Annotated in this window: 18 protein-coding genes; 5 read left to right on the top strand and 13 right to left on the bottom strand. The window is 71.4% G+C overall.

From position 1 onward, the window contains the following. Positions 1–73: 73 nt before the first annotated feature. The gene (locus NFX44_RS09690; RefSeq protein WP_262283141.1) at positions 74–1,366 is read right to left on the bottom strand and encodes a DUF6350 family protein; all 1,293 of its coding nucleotides are present in this window, start codon (positions 1,364–1,366) and stop codon (positions 74–76) included. Between the two features lie 159 nt (positions 1,367–1,525). On the opposite strand from NFX44_RS09690, the gene NFX44_RS09685 reads away from it, so the two are divergent. Beyond that, positions 1,526–1,795 (top strand): DUF4190 domain-containing protein, encoded by a 270-nt coding sequence (locus NFX44_RS09685; RefSeq protein WP_262283140.1) that lies wholly within the window; start codon positions 1,526–1,528, stop codon positions 1,793–1,795. A 57-nt stretch (positions 1,796–1,852) separates the two neighbouring features. Here the strand turns inward: NFX44_RS09685 and sucD are convergent, their stop codons facing one another. From sucD to NFX44_RS09665, 4 genes are all read right to left on the bottom strand, one after another. Next, complete coding sequence (gene sucD, locus NFX44_RS09680) at positions 1,853–2,740, bottom strand: succinate--CoA ligase subunit alpha (protein ID WP_262283139.1); 888 nt, start codon at positions 2,738–2,740, stop codon at positions 1,853–1,855. 2 nt (positions 2,741–2,742) lie between these two features. Next, positions 2,743–3,921 (bottom strand): ADP-forming succinate--CoA ligase subunit beta, encoded by a 1,179-nt coding sequence (gene sucC / locus NFX44_RS09675; RefSeq protein ID WP_262283138.1) that lies wholly within the window; start codon positions 3,919–3,921, stop codon positions 2,743–2,745. 186 nt (positions 3,922–4,107) lie between these two features. Further along, a complete protein-coding gene (locus NFX44_RS09670) occupies positions 4,108–4,950 on the bottom strand; it encodes a hypothetical protein (RefSeq protein ID WP_262283137.1) in 843 nt (280 codons plus the stop codon). A 462-nt stretch (positions 4,951–5,412) separates the two neighbouring features. Then, positions 5,413–5,817 carry a cobalamin B12-binding domain-containing protein gene (locus NFX44_RS09665; RefSeq protein WP_262283136.1) on the bottom strand — a complete coding sequence of 135 codons (405 nt, stop codon included), beginning with the start codon at positions 5,815–5,817 and terminating at the stop codon, positions 5,413–5,415. A gap of 386 nt (positions 5,818–6,203) precedes the next feature. On the opposite strand from NFX44_RS09665, the gene NFX44_RS09660 reads away from it, so the two are divergent. Next, positions 6,204–6,917, top strand: coding sequence for a M23 family metallopeptidase (locus NFX44_RS09660; RefSeq protein WP_262283135.1), 714 nt, complete (start codon positions 6,204–6,206; stop codon positions 6,915–6,917). Between the two features lie 262 nt (positions 6,918–7,179). Continuing rightward, entirely contained in the window at positions 7,180–7,950 is a 771-nt protein-coding gene (locus NFX44_RS09655) for a M23 family metallopeptidase (RefSeq protein ID WP_262283134.1), read from the top strand. 60 nt (positions 7,951–8,010) lie between these two features. On the opposite strand, the gene pcrA is transcribed toward NFX44_RS09655, so the two are convergent. After that, a complete protein-coding gene (gene pcrA, locus NFX44_RS09650) occupies positions 8,011–10,458 on the bottom strand; it encodes a DNA helicase PcrA (protein ID WP_262283133.1) in 2,448 nt (815 codons plus the stop codon). Positions 10,459–10,748: 290 nt separating this feature from the next. On the opposite strand from pcrA, the gene NFX44_RS09645 reads away from it, so the two are divergent. Then, positions 10,749–11,102 carry a chorismate mutase gene (locus tag NFX44_RS09645; protein ID WP_262283132.1) on the top strand — a complete coding sequence of 118 codons (354 nt, stop codon included), beginning with the start codon at positions 10,749–10,751 and terminating at the stop codon, positions 11,100–11,102. An 82-nt stretch (positions 11,103–11,184) separates the two neighbouring features. On the opposite strand, the gene NFX44_RS09640 is transcribed toward NFX44_RS09645, so the two are convergent. The 5 genes from NFX44_RS09640 to NFX44_RS09620 form a co-directional block, all read right to left on the bottom strand. Beyond that, complete coding sequence (locus tag NFX44_RS09640; RefSeq protein WP_262283131.1) at positions 11,185–12,201, bottom strand: ABC transporter ATP-binding protein; 1,017 nt, start codon at positions 12,199–12,201, stop codon at positions 11,185–11,187. Continuing rightward, positions 12,194–13,222, bottom strand: a complete 1,029-nt coding sequence (locus tag NFX44_RS09635) for an ABC transporter ATP-binding protein (RefSeq protein WP_262283178.1) — start codon at positions 13,220–13,222, stop codon at positions 12,194–12,196. Before NFX44_RS09635 ends, NFX44_RS09640 begins: the two co-directional genes overlap by 8 nt. Positions 13,223–13,247: 25 nt before the next feature. Further along, entirely contained in the window at positions 13,248–14,234 is a 987-nt protein-coding gene (locus NFX44_RS09630) for an ABC transporter permease (protein WP_262283130.1), read from the bottom strand. Further along, positions 14,227–15,153: an ABC transporter permease gene (locus tag NFX44_RS09625; RefSeq protein ID WP_262283129.1), complete on the bottom strand. Its 927-nt coding sequence runs from the start codon at positions 15,151–15,153 to the stop codon at positions 14,227–14,229. The genes NFX44_RS09630 and NFX44_RS09625 overlap by 8 nt, the downstream gene beginning before the upstream one ends. A 147-nt stretch (positions 15,154–15,300) precedes the next feature. Next, positions 15,301–16,944, bottom strand: coding sequence for an ABC transporter substrate-binding protein (locus NFX44_RS09620; RefSeq protein WP_262283128.1), 1,644 nt, complete (start codon positions 16,942–16,944; stop codon positions 15,301–15,303). 432 nt (positions 16,945–17,376) lie between these two features. On the opposite strand from NFX44_RS09620, the gene NFX44_RS09615 reads away from it, so the two are divergent. Then, the gene (locus NFX44_RS09615) at positions 17,377–18,111 is read left to right on the top strand and encodes a PIG-L deacetylase family protein (RefSeq protein WP_262283127.1); all 735 of its coding nucleotides are present in this window, start codon (positions 17,377–17,379) and stop codon (positions 18,109–18,111) included. Positions 18,112–18,138: 27 nt separating this feature from the next. Here NFX44_RS09615 and NFX44_RS09610 read toward each other — a convergent pair whose 3' ends face one another. Both NFX44_RS09610 and NFX44_RS09605 read right to left on the bottom strand, forming a co-directional pair. Continuing rightward, positions 18,139–18,819: a response regulator transcription factor gene (locus tag NFX44_RS09610; RefSeq protein ID WP_262283177.1), complete on the bottom strand. Its 681-nt coding sequence runs from the start codon at positions 18,817–18,819 to the stop codon at positions 18,139–18,141. Between the two features lie 2 nt (positions 18,820–18,821). Beyond that, a complete protein-coding gene (locus NFX44_RS09605) occupies positions 18,822–20,063 on the bottom strand; it encodes an ATP-binding protein (protein ID WP_262283126.1) in 1,242 nt (413 codons plus the stop codon). Between the last annotated feature and the right edge of the window lie 42 nt (positions 20,064–20,105).

Below are 20,105 nucleotides of genomic sequence, written 5' to 3'. Positions count from 1 at the left end.
CGCTCCGGTTGCGGAAAGGGGGCGTCCCGCGATCGGCGGGGCGCCCCTTCACCGTCTGCGGTCCGGTGCGGAGTCAGCGGGTCGGGGTGCGGGTGAGGCTGCGGCCGGCCGCGGCGCCGAGGAGCGCGCCGACGGCGACCACCAGGGTGGCCACGCCCGCCACCGGCCAGGCAGCCGGGCCGACGTCGGCCAGCCGGCCGCCACCGAGCGGGCCGCCGGAGGCCGCCGCGGCCAGACCGAGCAGCAGCCCCGCGACCGGGCCGGCGAGCGCCGCCGGGACGAGCAGGGTGGACCACCCGACCGGGGCGCGGTCGTCGGCCGCGAGCCGCAGCAGCCGCCGGGCCAGCAGCCAGCCGGCCGCCATCGCGGCCAGCACGGGCACCGCGAGCAGCGCGGCGCCCAGCCCGTCCACCGGGCCCCGCGGCAGGCCGGCCAGCAACGGTACGGCCGGCAGCGCGCCGACGGAGACCTCGCTGGTGCGCACCGCGGTGTCGGTGCCGACGGCGAACCCGGGACCGAGCAGGTAGCTGACGGACCAGACGGTGGCGTTGGGCGCATAGGCGAGGCTGACCAGCGTGATGCCCGCCTGACCGGCCACCCCGGTCCGGTACGCCCCGATCATGTCGGCCGCGTCGCCGCCCCCGGTGGCCACGGCCAGCCCGGCCGCCCCGGCGCCCGCGCCGAACAGCAGCAGGCCGGCGACCAGCCCGGTGCGCACACCGTCGCGCAGCGCCGCCGGGGCACGGCGGGCCAGCAGGACCCACACGCCGGTGGTCCGCAGCGCGCCGACCAGGGCGGCGAGCCCACCGAGGACCGCGAAGGTCAGCCCGGCCCGGAGCGGGGACACCCGCAACCCGCCACCGTCGACCGTGAGGGCCGCGAGGGCGCCGAGCAACGCGTACGCGATGGCCACCGCGACCGCGGCGGTGAGCGCGCGCCCGGGCGAGCGGTTGCCCCGGGCGCCGATGGCCCGGCTGACGTGCACGCCGGCGCGGGTGAGCCGCCAGACGGCGAGCGCGGTCAGGGCGAGCGGCGCCAGGCCGAGCGGCCCGGCGGAGGTCTCCACCGGCACGCCGTGCCCGAGCAGCCAGCCGACCAGGCCGGCACGCAGTGCGCCGGGCAGCGAGCCGGCGTCCTCGCTGAGCTGGGCCAGGCCGAGCACCAGGGTGACCGGCAGCCACGACGTCACGGCGGCCCAGAGCGCCGCCACCCCGGCGGCGACGGGCAGCGGGGCCCGACCGCGCGGCGGCTCCCCCGACCGGGGCGCGGGCACCCGCGGCGCCGGCCGGGCACGGCCGCTCGGCCGGGCGTCGGCGGCGGCCTCGGCCGCGGGGTGGCGGGGCTGGTCAGGGGTGACGCGTGACATCGGCTCTACTCTGGCATGCCGCGCGGGCGACGGCAGTCCGATACCGCCCCGGGACCGCGGCGAGTTCCCTGATCCATCGGCTCGGCGGGGCGGATCCGGTTTAGCCTCGGCCCAGGACGCGACCTTTCCTGTCGCGGCACCGACCGCTCGGAGGAAGCCGTGAACGCTCCGTATCCGCCGCCCCCGCCGCCACCGGCCGCCGGCCGGGACCGGACCACCCTCTGGGGCGTCCTGGGGATCATCACCGGCCTGCTCTGCTGCGGCATCCTGGGCATCGTCTTCGGCTACCTGTCGATCCGGGACGCGAAGCGCTTCGGCAAGTCCCCGGTGCTCGGCTGGCTGGCCATCGCGTTCGGCGTCATCAACATCATCGCCAGCGCGGTCGTCCGGTCCCGGGGCCACTACTACAACCCCTACTGGTACCGATAGGAAGCACGAGGGGGCCGACCCGACCGGGTCGACCCCCTCGGTACGTCACGGGACCGCTCAGCGGCCGGACATGATCTCCCGCATCAGCTTGGCGGTCTCGGTCGGGGTCTTGCCGACCTTCACGCCGACCGCCTCCAGCGCCGCCTTCTTGGCGTCGGCGGTGCCCGCCGAGCCGGAGATGATGGCGCCGGCGTGGCCCATGGTCTTGCCGGGCGGGGCGGTGAAGCCGGCGATGTAGCCGACCACCGGCTTGGTCACGTTGGCCTTGATGAACTCGGCCGCCCGCTCCTCGGCGTCGCCGCCGATCTCACCGATCATGACGATCGCGTCGGTCTCCGGGTCCGCCTCGAAGGCGGCCAGGGCGTCGATGTGGGTGGTGCCGATGATCGGGTCACCGCCGATGCCGACGCAGGTGGAGAAGCCGATGTCCCGCAGCTCGTACATCATCTGGTAGGTCAGCGTGCCGCTCTTGCTGACCAGGCCGATCCGGCCGGAGCCGGTGATGTCGGCCGGGATGATGCCGGCGTTGGACGCGCCCGGCGAGGCGATGCCCGGGCAGTTCGGCCCGATGATCCGGGTCCGCTCGCCCTGCGCCACGTTGTACGCCCAGAACGCGGCGGTGTCGTGCACCGGCACGCCCTCGGTGATCACCACGGCCAGGTCGATGCCGGCGTCGATCGCCTCGACCACCGCGGCCTTGGTGAACTGCGGCGGCACGAAGATGACGGTGACGTCCGCCCCGGTCTCCTTCATGGCGTCCGCGACGGATGCGAACACCGGCAGCTCGGTGCCGTCGAAGTCGACCTTCTGGCCCGCCTTGCGCGGGTTGACGCCGCCGACGACGTTGGTGCCGGCGGCGAGCATCCGCCGGGTGTGCTTGGAACCCTCGGAACCGGTCATCCCCTGCACGATGACCTTGGAGTCCTTGGTCAGCCAGATAGCCATTGTCAGACCCCCGCAGCTGCCAGCTCGGCGGCCCGCTCGGCCGCGCCGTCCATGGTGTCGACCCGCTGGATCAGCGGGTTGTTCGCGTCGTCGAGAATCGCCCGACCGGCCTCGGCGTTGTTGCCGTCGAGGCGGACGACGAGCGGCTTGGTGGCCTTCTCGCCGCGCTGCTCGAGCAGCGCCAGCGCCTGCACGATGCCGTTGGCGACCGCGTCGCAGGCGGTGATGCCGCCGAAGACGTTGACGAAGACGCTCTTCACCGACGGGTCGGAGAGGACGATCTCCAGGCCGTTCGCCATCACCTCGGCGCTCGCGCCGCCGCCGATGTCGAGGAAGTTGGCCGGCTTGACGCCGCCGTGCCGCTCACCGGCGTACGCCACCACGTCCAGGGTGGACATGACCAGGCCCGCGCCGTTGCCGATGATGCCGACCTCGCCGTCGAGCTTGACGTAGTTGAGGTCCTTCTCCTTGGCGGCCTGCTCCAGCGGGTCCACCGACGCCTGGTCGACCAGGGCCTCGTGGTCCGGGTGCCGGAACGCGGCGTTCTCGTCGAGGGTGACCTTGGCATCCAGCAGCAGCAGCTTGCCGTCCTTGGTCGTGGCCAGCGGGTTCACCTCGACAAGCGTGGCGTCCTCGGCGACGAACGCCTGCCACAGCTTGACCGCGACCTCGACCACCTGGTCGGCGATCTCGGCCGGGAAGCCGGCCGCGCTGACGATCTCCCGCGCCTTGGCCTCGTCCACGCCGGTGTTGGCGTCGATCGGGGCCTTGACGACCTTCTCCGGAGTCTCGGCGGCGACCTGCTCGATGTCCATGCCGCCGGCCACGCTGGCGATGCAGAGGAAGGTGCGGTTCGCCCGGTCGAGCAGGTACGAGAAGTAGTACTCCTCGGCCACGTCCGCGGTCACCGTGATCATGACCTTGTGGACCGTGTGACCCTTGATGTCCATGCCGAGGATGTCGGTGGCGCGGGCCACCGTCTCCTCCGCGCCCTCGGCCAGCTTCACGCCGCCGGCCTTGCCGCGGCCGCCGACCTTAACCTGCGCCTTGACGACAACCCGGCCGCCGAGGCGCTCGGCGATCGCGCGGGCCTCCTCCGGGGTAGTGGCGACGCCGCCGGCGAGCACGGGCAACCCGTGCCGCTCGAACAGGTCCCGCCCCTGGTACTCGTACAGGTCCACGATTGCGCGTCCCGTCCCGTCTCCGCGGCGCGCCGTCGCGCCGCCACCAGCGTTGGAAAATCAGTTTGACGCCTGTCATCAGATGAGACAGGCCATTTGCCGCAGCCTAACGAGATGGGAACCGGCGGCAACCGAGCGGGTGCACGGTGTGCGGTAATGCACAGCCGCCTCTGCGTCGCGCCGGGGTCACCCCACCCGACAGCGGCCGGCCGCGTACCCGACCACGGCTCGCATGATCTCGTCCTCGCTGCGGTCGGCGTGGTTGACGGTGGCGGTGAAGCCGGTGCCGAAGAAGGCCTGCTGCATCCCGGAGTCGATCGCGGTGAAGGCGCCCAGGCCGCTGCCGACCCGCGGGTCCCGGGGCTTCACGCACACCATCTTCTCCAGGCCCCAGCGCCGCACGTAGATCCGCTCGACCAGCTCCCACGGCAGCCAGATCGCCTGCCCCCGGGTCGGCCGCGTCTTGATCCACAGCCCGGCCGTCCCGAGCGCCAGCACCGGGCCGCCGGAGGAGACCAGCCAGAGCTGGAGGCCGACCGGCACGGCGAAGACGAGCATGACCACCGGAATGATGGCGAGCAGCCCGACGCCGCCGCCCTCCGACGACGCGGCGAGGCCGATCGGGCAGGCCATCACGAGGCCGATCACGAGGGTCACCAGGCCGAGGGTCAGCGCCCGCTTGCGCAGGCTCGGCCGGACCACGAACGGCTGGTCCTCCGGGATCCGCTTCGCGGTCGGCACGGCCGGCGGCTGCCCCGGCCCGACACCACCCGGGTGATACGCCTGCTGCGCACCCGGCCAGCCCGCCGCGGGCTGGTACGGCGCGCCGTACTGCTGCTGCGGGGCGGGCCAGCCGGGCGCGGGCTGCTGGTGCGGCGTACCCCAGCCGCCCGGACCCGGTTGCTGCGGCGCCGGCGCTCCCGGTCCGGGCTGGCCGGGCTGGTGCGGCGCCGGCCACCCGCCGGGAGGCGGGGGCGACGAGGGCTGGCCGCCGGCGGGGTCGGGCTGCGGGTACGGCGGCTGGGTCACGGCGGGCTCCCGGCAGGGGTCGTCGACCGCGGGGGGCGCGGTCCGGCAGGCACACCATACGGCCGTCTTCCCCGCCGCGAGGACCCCTCGAAACCCGCCCTCCGGAGGGCCCGGGACGCGGGCCGTCAGCCGTCCGGGGGATGTTCGGGAAGGGGCGTAACCCCCTGTTGGGGGCGTCGTTGAGTCTGATGTCGGAGCGCTGGTAAGGCGCGACGGCGGGAGCGGCCGATGCCCTGTCGGTCGAGGGGTGGCGGCGGGGCATCGTGCATAGAGGGGCCGGGCGTGTGAGGGGTGCGTCCGGCCCCTCCCCCTGCCCGCACATCGGCGGCCCGCCCTGGCGGCTCCGAATCAGCTCCTGGCCCCGCAGCCGACGTTATGTCGTGAACGACCCGCGGCTGGCTCAGCCTGCCGACCGCGCCGAGTCGATCAGGCAAGCACCGACCCGCTCGTCACGTGACAGGGTCAGGCGACCGGCTGGGCGACGTTCTCCCGGACCCACTCCACGATCGACTGGGTGGTGGCGCCGGGGGTGAAGATCTTGGCGACGCCGAGCCGCTGGAGCTCCGGGATGTCGGCGTCCGGGATGATGCCGCCGCCGAAGACGACGATGTCGGCCGCGTCGCGCTCGCCGAGCAGCTCGAGGACACGCTTGAAGAGGGTCATGTGCGCGCCGGAGAGCACCGAGAGGCCGACCGCGTCGGCGTCCTCCTGGATCGCGGTCTCGACGATCTGCTCCGGGGTCTGGTGCAGGCCGGTGTAGATGACCTCCATGCCCGCGTCCCGCAGGGCACGGGCGACCACCTTCGCGCCCCGGTCGTGGCCGTCCAGGCCGGGCTTCGCGACGACGACCCGGATACGAGAGCTCATCAGCGCACACCTTTCACCGGCTCCGGCACTCCTGACCTGAACGAACGGTAACCCGCCCTGCCCGGGGCCGGAAACCCGGGCTGCGCCTTACCGCCCGGGCACGCGCGCGGGAAGCCGGACACCTCCGCCGAACGGTCACTGTCCGCGACGAACGGGCGGTTGCCGGGCCACCCGACCGGCGGCACGAGCTGTGACAAGAGGGGATGGAAACGGACAGAACGAAACGCCAGTTCGGCGCTTCAGCTTGTGACAGGAGTGGCAGTTGGCTAACGTGTCCACGGTTGTCATCAAGTCCACGGACGGGTGACGACGCGACACCGGAGGTTCGACCGAGCTTCACCGAACAGTCCGAGGTCGCATCGGATCCCCGACAACGGAGGGTGTGCGTGCGCCAGCGCCTGTCGTCTGAGCCCGATAGATATCGCGGCCGCCGCCGCGTACCCACCCCCCCGCGGAGCCGCTACGCCGCGGTCGTCACCACCGCCTTCGTGGGCGCCGGCATCGTCGCCCTCGGCGCGAACGCCCTTCCCGACGCCAAGAGCGTCAGCCCGTCGGTCCTCGACGAGCTCAAGCAGGCGTCGGTCACCAGCCAGGATGCCGCGGCCCGGACCGACAGCGCGAACCGCGCCACCCGTGACGACCGCGCCGGCGGCAAGACCGCCACCGAGCAGGACACCTGGCTGCTTCCCCTGCACGGCTACGACTTCCAGTCGCCCTACGGCATGCGCTGGGGCAAGCTGCACACCGGCATCGACCTGGTCGCCCCGGAGGGCACGCCCTACCGGGCGATCCACGACGGCCAGGTCACCAAGGCCGGCTGGTTCGGCGGCTACGGCTACGCGGTGATCGTTCAGCACGCGGACGGCAGCGAGGCCATCTACGGCCACTCCTCGGCGGTGACCGTCAAGGAGGGCCAGCAGGTGAAGGCGGGCGACCAGCTCGGTCTGGTCGGCAACACCGGCCACTCCTACGGTTCCCACCTGCACCTGGAGATCCATGTCAACGGCCAGCCGCTGGACCCGGTGCCGTGGCTCGATGAGCGTGGTGTGAGCATCCAGCTCGAAACCGAGGCAATCTACGCCGAGGTAGCCGCTTCCTGACGCTCCGTATCGCCCGTTGACCGCCCGGATCAGTCGATCCGGGCGGTTTCGTCTGCGGCAAAGTCTGCTGGATCACACCAGCAGATGTGGCCGGCACCACAGCCGCGCATGATCCTTTTCAGCAGGAAACCGCCCAGGCCGGCGCAAACCCGGGCAGGTGGTCTCACGCGCCTCACCGGCCCTCCGGAACCCCGTACCCGCCGCCATCCCGGCCGACACCAGTATTTCGAGGTCACGTGCCCCTCGACTGATGAAGGTTTCCGTGCAGGAAGACAGCTTTATCCAGAACGAGAACACCCCGGACAACGCTCCCGCCCGGCACCGGCGCCAGCGCCCGGTCCGGCGTACCGCATATGTCGTCGTCGGCGCGGTGGCCCTGCTGGGCCTCGGCGTCGGGGGCGTCTCCGTCGCCACCGCCGACCACGGCGCCCCCACCCCCGCGGCGGTCGACTTCGACGCCCAGGCGCGCACTGAGGCTGCCGCCCGTGCCGATCGCTCGACCCGCGAGTCGACCGCCCCGGTCACCCCCTCGGCCACCGCGTCGCCCAGCCCGAGCGCGGCCAGCCCGAAGCCGACGAAGCCCGCCCCGGCCAAGCCGAAGCCGAAGCCGAAGAAGACCACCAAGCCGACGCCGGCCTGGGTCATCCCCATGAAGGGCGCCGAGATCACCTCCTGCTACGGGCAGCGGTGGGGCACCCTGCACGCCGGCATCGACTTCGCCATGCCGTCGGGCACACCGATCCACGCCGCCGCGGCGGGCACCGTGGTCAAGGCCGGCGACGTCGGGGACGGCTACGGCAACTCGGTCTTCATCGACCACGCCAACGGCTACCTCACCCACTACGCGCACCAGAGCCGGCTGATCGTCGGCGTCGGCGACAAGGTGAAGGCCGGCCAGGTCATCGGCTACGAGGGCGCCACCGGTGACGCCACCGGCCCGCACCTGCACTTCGAGGTGCACAAGGGCGCCATGTGGAACCAGATCGACCCGGCGCCGTTCCTGCGTGCCCGGGGCATCGACGTGGCCTGCTGACGGCCGCGGCACGAGGGAGGGGCCCGGTCCGGCGCGTCGCCGGGCCGGTCCCCACTCGGCTCAGAGCTTGTCGATGGGGGCGTGCCGGAGGACCAGCCACATGGTCTGGTCGCCGAAGTCGATCTGCGCCCGTGCGCCCGGACCGTGTCCCTCCACCGCCAGCACCCGGCCGAGGCCGTAGCGCTGGTGGTTGACCCGGTCGCCCACCGAGACCTTGGGCGCCTGCTTCAGCTCGCTCGCCGTGGCCAGCCGGGTGGCGTCCACCCCGAGCCGCTTGGCCAGCTCGGTGGCCTTGGGCGTCCCGCCGGTGAAGCCGCCCCGCCCGCCGGGCACACGATCCGCCCGGCCGCCGACGCCGCCGCCCCCACCGCCCCACGAGGTGTACGACCCCTCGGTGCGCTCCCAGCGGACCAGCTCGGTCGGCAGCTCCTCCAGGAAGCGCGACGGCGGGTTGTAGGCGGGCGCGCCCCAGGCCGAGCGGGTGACCGCCCGGGACAGGTAGAGGCGCTGCCGGGCGCGGGTGATGCCCACGTAGGCCAGCCGCCGCTCCTCCTCCAGCTCGCGGGTGTCGCCCAGCGAGCGCAGGTGCGGGAAGACGCCGTCCTCCAGGCCGCTCAGGAACACCACCGGGAACTCCAGCCCCTTGGCGGTGTGCAGCGTCATCAGGGTCACCACGCCCTGGTGGTCCGGGTCGTCGGAGGGGATCTGGTCGGCGTCGGCGACGAGCGCCACCTGCTCCAGGAAACCGGCCAGGGTGGCCCGCTCGTCCTCCCCGCCCAGCGCCTCGATCCGCTCGGTGTACTCCCGGGCGACGCTGACCAGTTCCTGGAGGTTGTCCACCCGGCCGGCGTCCTGCGGGTCGAGGCTCTCCTCCAGCTCGGCCAGGTAGCCCGAGCGGGTCAGCAGGGCCTCCAGCACCTCCTCCGGGGTGCCGGTGGCGGCCAGCTCACGTGCCTCGTCGAGCAGCGCGACGAACTCGGCGATGCCGTTGGCGGCCCGGGTGGAGATCCCCGGCGCGTCCTTGGCCCGGCGCAGCGCGGCGCCGAAGGAGATCCGGTCCCGGCTGGCCAGCGCCTCCACGCACGCCTCGGCGCGCTCACCGATGCCGCGACGCGGGGTGTTGAGGATCCGGCGCAGGCTGACCGTGTCGTCGTCGTTGACCACCGCGCGCAGGTAGGCCAGCGCGTCGCGGACCTCCTTGCGCTCGTAGAAGCGCACCCCACCGACCACCTTGTAGGGCAGGCCGACCCGGATGAACACCTCCTCGAAGACGCGGGACATGGCGTTGGTGCGGTAGAAGACGGCCACGTCGCCCGGGCGGGTGTCGCCGGCGTCGACCAGCCGGTCGATCTCCCGGGCCACCCAGTCGGCCTCGGCGTGCTCGGTGTCGGCCACGTAGCCGACGATCTGCTCGCCGGCCCCGGCGTCGCTCCACAGCCGCTTGGGCTTGCGGGACGTGTTCCGGTCGATCACGGCGTTGGCGGCGTTGAGGATGGTCTGGGTGGAGCGGTAGTTCTGCTCCAACAGGATCGTGCGGGCGTCGGTGAAGTCGCGCTCGAACTCCAGGATATTGCGGATGGTGGCGCCGCGGAACGCGTAGATCGACTGGTCGGCGTCACCGACCACGCAGAGCTCGGCCGGCGGGATGCCCTCGGTGCCGGAGACCAGCTCCTTGATCAGCACGTACTGGGCGTGGTTGGTGTCCTGGTACTCGTCGACCAGCACGTGCCGGAACCGGCGCCGGTAGCTCTCCGCGACGTGCGGGTGCGACTGGAGCAGGTGCACCGTCGTCATGATCAGGTCGTCGAAGTCCAGCGCGTGCGCCTCGCGCAGCCGCCGCTGGTAGAGCGTGTAGGCCTCGGCCAGCGCCCGCTCGTTGGGGCCCTTGGCCCGGCCGGCGAACTCCTCCGGGTCGACCAGCTCGTTCTTCAGGTTGGAGACCTGGGCGGCCAGGCCGCGCGCCGGGTGGCGCTTCGGGTCCAGGTCCAGCTCGCGGGCGACCAGCTGCATGAGCCGACGGGAGTCGTCGGCGTCGTAGATCGAGAACGTGGACTTGAGGCCGGCGTGCTCGTGCTCGGCGCGGAGAATCCGGACGCAGGCCGAGTGGAAGGTCGACACCCACATCAACCGGGCGCGCGGGCCGACCAGCGCGGCCACCCGCTCCTTCATCTCACCGGCGGCCTTGTTGGTGAAGGTGATCGCGATGATCTCGCCGGGGTGCACGTCCCGCGCGGCGAGCAGGTACGCGATCCGGTTGGTCAGCACCCGGGTCTTGCCCGAACCGGCGCCGGCCACGATGAGCAGCGGGGATCCCGCGTGGGTGACCGCGTCCCGCTGGGGCCCGTTCAGGCCGGCGAGGAGGGCCTGCGGGTCCGGCCGGACCGACGGCTTCAGGTCGCGGCGCGGCGACCGGCGCGCCGGGCTGGAGTCGTCGGGCCCGGGGTGCGGCGGGGTCGCACCGGGCTCCGGCGCGGGCGGGGACACGGGGATGTCGAAGAGAGGATGCATCGCACCGGAAGTCTATGCCGACCGCCGGACACTTCCCGCCCGCGCGCCGCCGACGGGACGGCGGCGTCACGTCCCACCTGTTGGCGGGTTTCCTTGCGCGTGCGGCCCGCGGGTCGGCATACTCGACGGCGTGTTCGGTCAGCGCTTCTACTTTTACTACGGCACCGGGAGTCCGGCAGCCGTAGGTCGCGCCTGATCACAGACCTACGAAAAGCCCCGGGCTCCTGGAGCCCGGGGCTTTTCCGTCCCGGGATCCGGGTACCGGGCCCGAGACCCCGAGGGGTACGACGATGATGACTGACGTGGTGGAGTCCAGCGGCAGCCTGGCGCCGCAGGGCCGGCCCGCCGGCGGTGACCCGACCGGGGCCGCGGCGGCCCGGACCGGCACCGACGACTCGGCGGCGGCCGAGCGGATCAGCGAGATCCGGGAGCGGATCGACGAGATCGACCGCACCATCATCGCGCTCTGGCAGGAGCGGGCCGCGCTCTCCCAGGAGGTCGGGGCCACCCGGATGGCCTCCGGCGGCACCCGGCTCGTGCTCTCCCGGGAGCGGGAGATCCTGGAGCGGTTCCGCGAGGCGCTCGGCGCCGACGGCACCCAGCTCGCGCTCCTGCTGCTGCGCGCCGGCCGCGGACCGCTGTGAGGGTCCCGGGGGCGCGAAGTCCCCGGATACGACGAACCGCCTGCCGGCGTCGAGCTGACGCCGGCAGGCGGTCCGTGGTCGGTCAGGCCGCGTCGTGGGTGACGACGATCTCCCGCTTCTCCGCGAAGTGGCAGGCGCTCGGGTGGTCCGAGCCCGGCCGGATCTGGAGCAGCGGCACGTCCTGGGCGCAGACGTCCTGCGCCTTCCAGCACCGGGTGCGGAACCGGCAGCCCGAGGGCGGGCTGACCGGCGAGGGGACGTCACCCTGGAGCCGGATGATCGCCTTGCTCTCCCGCACGGTCGGGTCGGGCACCGGCACCGCCGACAGCAGCGCCTGGGTGTACGGGTGGGTGGGCCGCTCGTAGATCTCGTCCTCGGTGCCGACCTCCACCATCTTGCCCAGGTACATCACCGCGACCCGGTCGGAGAGGTGGCGCACGACCGACAGGTCGTGGGCGATGAAGACGTACGAGAGGCCGAACTCGGCCTGGAGCTTCTCCAGCAGGTTCATCACCTGCGCCTGGATCGACACGTCCAGGGCCGACACCGGCTCGTCGCAGACGATGACCTCGGGCCGCAGGGCGAGCGCCCGGGCGATGCCGATGCGCTGCCGCTGACCGCCGGAGAACTGGTGCGGGTAGCGGTTGATGTGCTCCGGGTTGAGGCCGACCAGGTCGAGCAGTTCCTTGACCTTGTCCCGGCGGGACCGCCGCGGAGCCACCTCGGGGTGGATCTCGAAGGGCTCGCCGATCAGGTCGCCGACCGTCATGCGCGGGTTCAGCGAGGTGTACGGGTCCTGCATCACCAGCTGGATCTGCCGGCGCAGGCGCCGCAGCGCGCCGCCGGAGAGCTTGGAGATGTCCTGGCCCTTGTAGAGCACCTGGCCGGCGGTCGGCTTCTCCAGGTTCATCAGCACCCGGGCCAGCGTCGACTTGCCGCAGCCGGACTCGCCGACCACGCCGAGCGTCTCGCCGGCCTTCAGCTCGAAGGAGACTCCGTCGACCGCCTTGACCTGACCGATGGTCTTCTTGAACACGATGCCCCGGGTCACCGGGTAGTGCTTGACCAGGTCACGGACCTCGATGATGTTCTCAGTCACGGTTCACGAGCTCCTCGGCGAAGTGGCAGGCGCTGGCCCGGCCTCGACCCAACTGAAGCAGCGGGGGCACCGTCTCCCGGCACACCGGCTGCGCCATGGGGCAACGCGGGTTGAAGGCGCAGCCCGGCGGGATGTTCATCAGGTTCGGCGGGAGGCCCTTGATGGTCCGGAGCTCCTGCCCCTTCTCGTCCATCCGCGGGATCGAGTTGAGCAGGCCGAGGGTGTACGGGTGCGCCGGCTTGGCGTACAGGTCGTACACGTCGGCTTCCTCGACGATCCGGCCGGCGTACATGACCGCGATCCGGTCCGCGACGTCGGCGACCACGCCGAGGTCGTGGGTGATCAGGATCATGCCCATCTGCCGCTCCCGCTGGAGCTCGCCGAGCAGGTCCATGATCTGGGCCTGCACGGTCACGTCCAGCGCGGTGGTGGGCTCGTCGGCGATCAGCACCTCGGGGTCCAGCGCCAGCGACATGGCGATCATGGCGCGCTGCCGCATACCACCGGAGAACTGGTGCGGGTAGTTGCTGTACCGGCCCTTGGCGTTCGGGATCTTGACCTGGTCGAGCATCTCGATCGCGCGCTTCTTGGCGTCCGAGCGGCTCATGCCGCGCCGGATGCGGAACTGCTCGGCGATCTGGAAGCCGACGGTGAAAACCGGGTTGAGGGCGGAGAGCGAGTCCTGGAAGATCATCGCAATGCCTTCACCCCGGATCCGGCGCCGCTGCTCGGCGGACATCTTGAGCATGTCCTTGCCGTGGAAGCGGACCTGGCCCCCGGTGACGAAGCCGGGCGGGGTGTCGAGGATGCCCATGATGGTCTGCGCGGTGACGCTCTTGCCGGAGCCGGACTCGCCGAGCACGGCGAGGGTCTCCCCCGCGTCGACGTGGTACGTCACCCCGTTGATGACCTTGGCGACACCGTCCCGGGTGCGGAACTCCACCCGCAGGCCGTCGACCTCGAGCAGGCGGCCTGAGGGGCGGCCGGATCCGTCGGCGCCCGGCGCTGACTGCTCGGACACGAGAATGTCGGACAACTCAGTTCCCCTATCGGAGCTTCGGGTCGAGGGCCTCGCGGACCGCCTCGCCGAGCATGACGAAGCTCAGCACGGCGGCGACGAGGAACGCGGAGGGGAAGAACAGCAGGAACGGCGAGACCCGGATGTAGTTCTGCGCCTCGCTGATCATGATGCCCCAGGAGACCACCGGGCTCTTCAGGCCGATGCCCAGGAAGGACAGCGTGGCCTCCGCGCCGATGAACGAGCCGACCATGATCGTGCCGTAGACCAGCAGCGGAGCCAGGCAGTTCGGCAGCAGGTGCTTGAGGATGATCCGGCCGGTGCCGGCACCCAGCGCCCGGGCGGCCACGATGTAGTCCGCCTCCTTGGTGGCGAGCACCGAGGAGCGCATCAGCCGCATCACGACCGGCCAGCTCAGCACGGTCAGCGACATGATCACCAGGCCCATGATCGTCCACTCACCGTTGTCGGTGCCCGACCCGTTGAACGTGGTCAGGATGACGATCGCACCGAGCACGAACGGCAGGCCGAAGAAGATGTCCGCGATCCGGGAGAGCAGCGCGTCCACCCAGCCACCGCGGTAGCCGGCGATGATGCCCATGGTGCCGCCGATCAGCAGAGTGCCGATCACGGAGAGCAGTGCCACCACGATGGAGGCGCGGGCACCGTAGATGGTCCGGGCGTAGACGTCCCGGCCCTGCACGTCGTAGCCGAACCAGGCGTCGGCCGACGGATCGACCCGGCTGCGCGACAGCGCGCCGTTGACCGGGTCGTCGGAGGTGAACAGCTGCGGGAACGCGGCCATCACGACGAACAGCAGGATGAAGGCCGCCGAGATCCAGAACAGCGGCTTGCGGCGCAGGTCCCGCCAGGCGTCACCGAGCAGGCCGCGGGGCTTCTGCTGCTTCTGCGCGCTCTCCGGGAGACCGGCGTTGGCGGGCGCGCCGGAACCGGCCTCGGTCGGCATGGTCGCGGGCGGCGTCGAGACGATCGACGCGGTACTCGGGTCACTCATAGCGGATCCTCGGGTCCAGGGCGGCGTAGAGCAGGTCCACCAGCAGGTTCATCACGAGATAGACGACCACCAGCACCACCACGATGCCGACAACGGTAGCGCTCTCCTTGGTGACGATCGCCCGGAGCACCTGGCGGCCGATGCCGTTGATGCCGAAGATGCCCTCGGTGATGATGGCGCCACCCATCAGGGCGCCGAGGTCGGTGCCCAGCAGGGTGACCACCGGGATGAGCGAGTTGCGCAGGAGGTGCACGCCGACGACCCGGCGCATGGGGAGGCCCTTGGCGATGGCGGTACGGACGTAGTCGGCGCGCCGGTTCTCCGCGATGCTGGTCCGCGCCACCCGCGCGATGTACGCCGTCGAGGCGCTGCCCAGCACGAAGCCCGGCACGAGCAGCTCGCTGAACCGCATCTCGTTGGAGACGGTCGGGGTGATGATGCCCCACTTGACGCCGAGGAACCACTGGAGCACGAAGCCGATGACGAAGACCGGCAGCGCGATCAGGAACAGCGACGAGACGAGGACCAGGTTGTCCAGGAAGCCGTTACGCCGGAGACCGGTCAGCACGCCCGCGCCGAGACCGATGATGGCCTCGATGGCGAGCGCGACCACCGCCAGCTTCAGGGTGTTCGGGTACGAGGTGGCGATGATGTCGCTGATCTCGCGACCGCCGAACGTGATACCGAAGTCGCCCTGGAAAAGGTTCTTCATGTAGCTGGCGTACTGCACCCAGATCGAATCGTCGAGATGGTACTTCTCGGTCATCATGGCCCGGTAGTTCGGAGGGCAACCACGGTCACCGCACTTGCCGGCGAAGGGGTCGCCGGGCACCGACCAGACGAGCCAGTAGATCAGGAACGTCGTGCCGATGAACACCGGCACGAGTTGCAGCAGCCGTCTCAAAAGATAACGGCCCATGGGGTGGTCCTCCTGACAGGGGGCGCGCCGGGCGGCCGACACGCGTCGTGACAAACGTGCGAGGGATTCGTTTTACACCCCCTCGCGGAACGGCCCCGGGTCGGGCTCACCGGTAGGCGAGCCCGACCCGGGGTCAGACCGTTCGGATCAGAGCTCGACCGAGGTGATGTCGAGCTCGCCGACGTTGCTCAGCTCCAGCTTCTTGATCTTCTCCGAGTGGCCGGACTGCTCGCCACTGAAGTAGACCGGAACCGTGGGCACGTCCTGGTCGATCAGCTTGACGGCCTCGGCGAACTTCTTGTGGGCCTCCTCGAGGCTGGGGGCCGCGGAGGCCTCCTTGGCGAGGGCGTCCACCTGCGGGTTGCTGTACTTGCCGTCGTTCGAGGAACCACCGGTGACGTAGAGCGGGTTGATCCAGTTCTCCACGTCCGGGTAGTCCTGCTGCCAGCCGGCGCGGTACATGCCGGTCATCTTGTAGGCGTTGATGTTGGCCCGGAAGACCGCGAAGGTCGGCACACCGACGGCGACCGCGTCGATGTTCAGGTTGGTCTTGATCTGCTGGGCGACGGCCTCCATCCACTCCTTGTGGCTGGCGTCCGCGTTGTACGACAGGGTCAGCTTGCCCTGGAAGCCACCGGCCTGCTGGAGCAGCCGCTTGGCCTCGACCGGGTCGAACTTGCAGGCGGTGCAGTTGCCCGGCTCGGCGCCCGGGGTCAGCGGGTTGGCCCAGCTGTCGGCCGGCTTGCGGTTACCGAAGAAGATCTTGTCGGTGACCTCCTGCCGGTTGATCGACAGGGAGATGGCGCGACGCAGGTCCTTGTTCTGGAACCGCTTGTCGTAGATCGGGAAGGCGATGATGCCGGACGACGGGATCGTCGTCTGGATCGCCCGATCGCCCAGGTCGGTCTTCCACTTGTCACCGGCCAGCGACGAGACCGGAACCTGCTGCTGGAAGTCCAGGTTGCCGGCGAGCAGGTCGTTGTAGGCCGCCGTGTCGTCCTGGTAGATCTTGACGGTGACGTCCTTGATCTTCATCTTGTCGCGCAGGCTGTAGTCGTCGAAGCGGGTGAGCTTCAGCTCGACGTCGTCCTGCCAGGAGACGAGCTTGACCGGGCCGTTACCGATCGGCTTCTTGCCGAACTCCGCCGGGGTGGTGGCGAAGAAGGCGTCCGGCAGCGGCATGAAGGCGCTGTAGCCCAGCTTGGTCGGGAACACGGCGGTCGGCGCGGAGAGCGTGACCTCGAAGTTCCAGTCGTCGATGACCTTGAGGCCGGAGAGCTCCTTGGCCTTCGGCTCCGCGGCCTTCTTCGGGCCGTCCGGGCCGTCCGGGTCCTCGGTGTAGGTGTCGGCGAAGCCCTGGATGTCGGAGAAGAACGAGGCGTTCTGCGCGCCGTTCGGGCCGTACGCCGCCCAGTTCCAGGCCTTGACGAAGCTCTCGGCCTTGACGGTGGTGCCGTCGTGGAACTTGGTGTTCTGCTTGATCTTGATCTTGAAGACCTTGGAGTCGCTCGTCTCGATCGACTCCGCCAGCAGGTTCTGCGGCGCCCCACCGTTGTTGGGGTACTCGACCAGACCGCTCCACAGCCAGTCGACGACCTTGCCGCCGCCGGTCTCGGTGGTGTTCGCCGGAACCAGGGGGTTCTCCGGCTGGGTGCCGTCGATGACGATCGCGCCGTCCTTGCTGGCGCCGGCGTCGCCACCGTCGTCGTTGCCGCTGGAGCAGCCGGACGCGATGAGCGCGAATGCCGCGCCCACCGCGAGCGCGCCGCTCGCCCGCTTCGAGACTCTCATTCCGAGGGGCCTCCTCTTTCTAACCTGGTTCCGTCGTGAGTTTCACGCACGTGTGGGGGGTGACACCGCCGCCGACCCGAACCACAGGTCGCCGGTTTACCGCAGAGGAATTCGGGACACCCCCAGGGGTACCGATCCGCCGGGCGCCACACCCTTCGACGAGGACACCGCGCAGGGTCGTCAGCCACGCACCGGCGCCTGGAGGCGGCGTCACGTGGTCGGCGTGCCCGACGAGGTGCCTCACACCGGGGGGTGAGGTGTTGCCACTGTGACACCCACCGGCCCTTTGCGTGAAGGTGCCGTTATCAAGCCGTTAGTTGGTCGCCACGTTGCCGATACTTGAGAAAAGATCATGAAAGGCGTGGATCGGACCGCTCTGAACAGGTACGACACGGCCAGATGGGGCGAGGTCACCCGCGTAGGCTCGGCGCTGTGAGCTTCCCTGCGTCCGCTCCAGCCCTGCCCGACGTCCGTCGAGCCCTCGCAGTTTTTGCCCATCCGGATGATGTCGACTTCGGCTGTGCGGGCACCATAGCCCGCTGGGTGGATGAGGGTATCGAGGTGGCGTACCTCATCGCCACCCGGGGAGACTCCGGCGGCTTCGACGACACGCCACGCGCGGAGATGCCGGCCCGGCGGGAGGCGGAGCAGCGGGCCGCGGCCGCCGCGGTCGGCGTGCACCGGGTCGACTTCCTCGACGGCCACACCGACGGCATCCTCACCGCCAGCCTGGCGCTGCGCCGGCAGATCAGCGCCGCGATCCGCCGGTTCCGGCCGGACCGCGTGCTGACCAGCTCGCCGCTGCGGCGCTGGGAGCACCTGACCGGCCCGAGCCACCCCGACCACCTGGCCGTCGGCGAGGCGACCACCTGCGCCGTCTACCCCGACTCGCGCAACCCCTTCGCCTTCCCCGAACTGCTCGACGAGGGGCTGGAACCGTGGGTGGTCCGGGAGATCTGGTACGCCGGCGGGCCCGGCCCGGACCACGCGGTCGACGTGACCGACCGGATCGACCGCAAGATCGCCGCGATGGAGGCGCACCGGTCGCAGACCGCCCACCTGGACGTGCCGACCTGGATCCGCGACCGGCTCACCACCGTGGCCGACAACGCCGGCCTCCCGTCCGGGCGGCTGGCCGAGGCGTTCACCGTGCTGCGCACGGAGTGACGCCCCGGGCCGGCGCCGGCGGAGCGGTCAGACCAGGCGGCGGTCGGCGGCCCAGCGCGACAGCTCGTACCGGTTGGACATCTGCAGCTTGCGCAGCACGTTGGAGACGTGCGTCTCGACCGTCTTGATCGAGATGTAGAGCTCCCGGGCGATCTCCTTGTACGCGTACCCCCGGGCGAGCAGCCGGAGCACCTCGCGCTCCCGGTTGGTCAGCTGGTCCAGCTCGGGGTCGGCCACCGGCGCGTCCGGCCGGGCCGCGAAGGCGTCCAGCACGAACCCGGCCAACCGCGGGCTGAACACCGCGTCCCCGTCGGCCACCCGTCGGATGGCGTCGGTCAGCTCCTCCGGCGAGATGGTCTTCGTGACGTAGCCCCGGGCGCCCGCCCGGATCAGCCCGATCACGTCCTCGGCGGCGTCGGACACGCTCAGCGCGAGGAACCGCACCTGCGGGTGCGTACGCCGCATCGCCTCCAGCACCGCCCGGCCGCCGCCGTCGGGCATGTGCACGTCGAGCAGCACCACGTCCGGCTGCATCGCCGCGATCCGGCTGACCGCCTCCGCCACCGTGCTGGCCTCGCCGACCACCTCGACGCGCGCGCCGAGTTCGGCGCGGACGCCGGCCCGGAACATCGCGTGGTCGTCCACGAGGAACACCCGCAGCCGCCCGTCACGGGGCGCCGCGCCCTCGACCGGTCCCTGCTCGACCATGGTCATCTGTCCCTTTCCGCCGTGGAGCCCGAGCCGCTGATCGGCAGGATCAGCCGCACCTCGGTCCCCTCTCCCGGCTCGGACCTGATCTCCGCCCGGCCGCCGTGCCGCTTCATCCGTCCGATGATCGAACCCCGGACCCCGTGCCGGTGATCCTCCACGGTATCCGGGTCGAAGCCCTTGCCCCGGTCCCGGATGAAGGCGCTCACCTGTTCCGGCTCCACCTCGGCATAGAGCGAGACGGTGCGTACCTCGGCATGCCGGGCCGCGTTGACCAGCGCCTCCCGGGCCGCGGCGACCAGCGCCCCGACCCGTTCGTCGGTCTCCCGGTCACCGACCACCACGGTCTCCACCGTGATCGCGAAGGTGTCCTCCACCTCGGCGGCGGCCTGCTCCAGGGCGGCCGCGAAGCGTTCGGTCGGCGAGGCGGCCGGCTTGTAGAGCCAGTTCCGCAGCGACCGCTCCTGGCCCCGGGCCAGCCGCTGCACCGTCTTGACGTCGGCGGCGTTGCGCTGGATCAGGGCGAGGGTGTGCAGCACCTGGTCGTGCACCATGGCGGCCAGCTCGGCCCGCTCCTGCTCCCGGATGCGCGCCTCGCGCTCGGAGCGGAGCTGGTTCCAGGTGCGCCAGAGCACCGGGCCGGTCACCACGCCCACGCCGGCCAGCCCGACGAGCGCGAAGATGATGCCGTTGAGCACCGCGTCGAAGTTCTGCGCCGGCGAGTAGACCGCCGCCACGCCGATGATGCCGACCGCGACGAGCACCCCGCCGCCGATGAAGCGCAGCACGAACGCGCGCCGGTCGCTCTCCTCCACCACCGCGCCCAGCCAGGGCACCGCCATCGAGCCGCCCCACTGCCGGCGGCGCTCGGGCGCGGACTGGTGCCAGATCACGCCGGCGCCGACCGCGATGATGGCGACCAGCCAGCCGGCGGTGCCGGCCGCACCGACCGAGTCGAAGGCGACGACCTGGAGCAGCAGCACGCCCAGCCCGATCGCCACGAAGGGCAGCAGCTGGGCGAGGTCGCGGCGGGGCGGGACGGCGGTGTCGCCGGGCCGGGGCGGGACGACCGCCCAGAAGGCCGCGTAGAGCAGCAGCCCGAGCCCGCTCAGCCCGAGCAGCACCATGAACGCCACCCGGACCCGGAGCACCGAGATGCCCAGGTGTTCGGCGAGACCGGCGGCCACCCCCGCGGCCAGCCGGTGCTCGGTGGCCCGGTAGAGGCGCGGGGGGTGCGGGGTCACGGTGCTGCTGATCGGAGGCTCCCGGGTCGCGGACGGTGTGCC

This window comes from Micromonospora sp. MA102, from assembly GCF_025460765.1.
In the GTDB taxonomy this organism is placed as follows: Bacteria; Actinomycetota; Actinomycetes; order Mycobacteriales; family Micromonosporaceae; genus Micromonospora; species Micromonospora halotolerans.
Note: the sequence above shows the minus strand (reverse complement) of the source record. Positions and strands in the feature narration are given on the sequence as shown.